Origin of the sequence: Nitrobacter sp. 62-13 (genome assembly GCF_001896955.1) — a bacterium.
Classification (GTDB): Bacteria; Pseudomonadota; Alphaproteobacteria; order Rhizobiales; family Xanthobacteraceae; genus Nitrobacter.
Genome location: NZ_MKRN01000037.1, coordinates 1 through 2,640 on the forward strand (window position 1 = coordinate 1; position 2,640 = coordinate 2,640).

General features: G+C 64.4%; 3 protein-coding genes. All 3 read right to left on the reverse strand.

Annotated elements, in window-relative coordinates:
* Positions 1-913: tRNA pseudouridine(55) synthase TruB (gene truB, locus BGN91_RS04610; RefSeq protein WP_292610939.1), on the reverse strand; the 913-nt coding region annotated here is incomplete at its 3' end.
* A gap of 5 nt (positions 914-918) precedes the next feature.
* A complete protein-coding gene (rbfA, locus tag BGN91_RS04615) occupies positions 919-1,332 on the reverse strand; it encodes a 30S ribosome-binding factor RbfA (protein ID WP_292610942.1) in 414 nt (137 codons plus the stop codon).
* Between the two features lie 176 nt (positions 1,333-1,508).
* Positions 1,509-2,640, reverse strand: a 1,132-nt coding sequence (gene infB, locus BGN91_RS04620) for a translation initiation factor IF-2 (protein ID WP_292610944.1), incomplete at its 5' end; no start/stop codon positions are given.

A 2,640-nucleotide genomic window follows, 5' to 3' on the forward strand; every position in this document is an offset into this window, starting at 1 on the left:
AGACGGCCTGGCCCCGATGGAGCCTTGCCGCATCAGCCCGAGTGACGGCCAGTGCCGGGATGTCGTCCAGCGCGGTCTCAACGGGCAATAGTGCATCGGCGAGGTTTCCCTCGCCGGATGCGGCTCTATCGCACAAAGCCTCCAGTTCTTCCAGCGGAATCATGTCGGCCTCGTCGAACGGGCCGACGACCGTGCGCCGCAGCGCGCAGATATGGCCGTAACAGCCGAGAATCCGTCCGATATCGCGGGCCAGCGCCCGCACATAGGTTCCTTTTCCGCATTCCGCCTCGAACACGGAGCGGCCGTCGCCGGTATGTTCCGCGAGGTCGAAGTGGTGGATCTCGACCTGTCGCGGCTGCAGGGCGACGGTCTCGCCGTCGCGGGCGAGGTCGTAGGCCCGTTCGCCCTGGATCTTGATCGCGGAATATTGCGGCGGGATCTGCTCGATCACCCCGGTGAAGCGCGGCAGCAGCGCCTGCACCGCGTCCGCATCGGGACGGCCCTCGCTGGTCTGCGTGACCCGGCCTTCGGTGTCGTCGGTGTCGCGCTCCTCGCCCCATTGCACCGTGAAGCGGTAGCGTTTGCGGCCGTCCATGACGAAAGGAACGGTCTTGGTGGCTTCGCCGAGCGCGATCGGTAGGCCACCCGAAGCCAGCGGGTCGAGCGTGCCGGCGTGTCCCGCGCGCTTGGCGTTGAATAGCCGTTTCACGACCGCCACCGCGTGGGTCGAGGTCATGCCGACGGGCTTGTCGAGGACGACCCAGCCGTGGACGTCGCGGCGGTCGCGGCGCGGCTGGTTGTTGTGTCTTTTCCGGGGCGCGTCGAGAAAGCCGTTTTCGGCGGCAGATTTTTTTTTGTCGGCGCCATCCGATTCGCCGGTTTTCGAATCGAGGGCGGCATCAGGTGCGATCATGGTCGTCAGCTTTCGTCCGAATCCGGTGCGAGGTCTCTCTGCACCGCAGGTGTTCTCAATAATTTCTCGATACGTTCCGCTTCGTCGAATCGCTCGTCGGCGCGGAAGCGGATGTCAGGTGCAAATTTCAGGTTAACGCGCCGGGCGATCTCGCCGCGCAGGAATTTCCTGTTGTGATCGAGCGCCTCGATCACGTCGGCCGTGTCGCGCCCGCCGAGCGGCATCACATAGATCGTCGCGAGCTTGAGGTCGGCGGACATGCGGACCTCGGGCACGGTGATGAGATGTCCTTCGAGCACGGGATCATGAACGAGGCCCTGGGTGAGAATGTCGGCGATCGCATGGCGCACGGTCTCGGCGACGCGCAGTTGACGTTGCGAGCCGCCGGGATGCTTCGCGGGTTGATGATGGCGGGGCATAGAAGATCTTTCAAACAGTCGTCATGCCCGCGCTTGTCGCGGGCACCTACGTCTTTCTCCAAGCGTCTGAATTGAGACGTGGATGGCCGGACCATTATGCGAAGACGCGCTTCGCGCTTTCGTCCGGCCATGACGCCGTATTACCAACTAACGCAGCATTCTCGTGAGATTCGAACTCACAGCGAACGCTGGATCGTTTCCACGCGATAGCACTCGATGACGTCGCCGACGCGCATGTCGTGGTAGTTCTCGAACGCCATGCCGCATTCCTGGCCCGACTGGACTTCCTTCACTTCGTCCTTGAATCGCTTCAGCGTCGACAGCTTGCCTTCATGCACCACGACATTGTCGCGGATCAGGCGGACATGGGCGCCGCGTTCCACGCTTCCGTCGGTGACGCGGCAACCGGCCACCTTGCCGACCTTGGAGATGTTGAACACCTCCAGAATCTCCGCGTTGCCGAGCATGGTTTCGCGCAGCGTCGGCGCGAGCAGGCCGCTCATCGCCTTCTTCACGTCGTCCACGAGGTCGTAGATGATGTTGTAGTAGCGGATTTCGATGCCGTTGCGCTTGGCGGCGGCGGCGGCCTCCTTGTTGGCGCGGACCGAGAAGCCGATGATCGCGGCGTTGAAACCTTCCGCGAGCGTGACGTCGGATTCCGAGATGCCGCCGACGCCCGCATGCAGGATGCGCGCGGCGACTTCCTCGGTGCCGAGCTTTTCCAGCGAGCCGAGAATGGCTTCCAGCGAGCCCTGCACGTCGGCCTTGATGATCAGCGGGAAATCCTTGCGGCCGGCGGTCTTGAGCTGCGACATCATCTGCTCGAGCGAGCCGCGCATCCCGGAGGCGCTCGCCGCGGCGTTTTCGCGCTTCTGGTGGGCGCGATAGCTCGTGACCTGGCGGGCGCGGGCTTCATTCTCGACCACGGCAAGCCGGTCGCCGGCCTCGGGTGGTCCGTTGAAGCCCAGCACTTCGACCGGCACCGACGGGCCGGCCTCGTCGACCGTTTCGCCCTGATCCGAGATCAGCGCGCGGACGCGGCCCATCTCGGCGCCCGCCACGATGATGTCGCCGATCCGCAGCGTGCCGCGCTGGACCAGCACCGTGGCGACAGGGCCGCGGCCGCGATCCAGCTTGGCTTCGATCACGGTGCCTTCGGCTGGCCGCGATGCGTTGGTTTTCAGATCGAGCAGTTCGGCCTGAAGGGCGATCATTTCGAGCAGCTTGTCGAGGTTGGTCTTGTTCTTGGCGGAGACCTCGACGTCGACCACCTGACCGCCCATCGATTCGACCTGCACCTCGTGCTGC

What these genes read in the sequence shown, in the direction of transcription:
- rbfA (WP_292610942.1), bottom strand. Translation starts at nt 1,332, where the DNA reads ATGCCCCGCCATCATCAACCCGCGAAGCATCCCGGCGGCTCGCAACGT.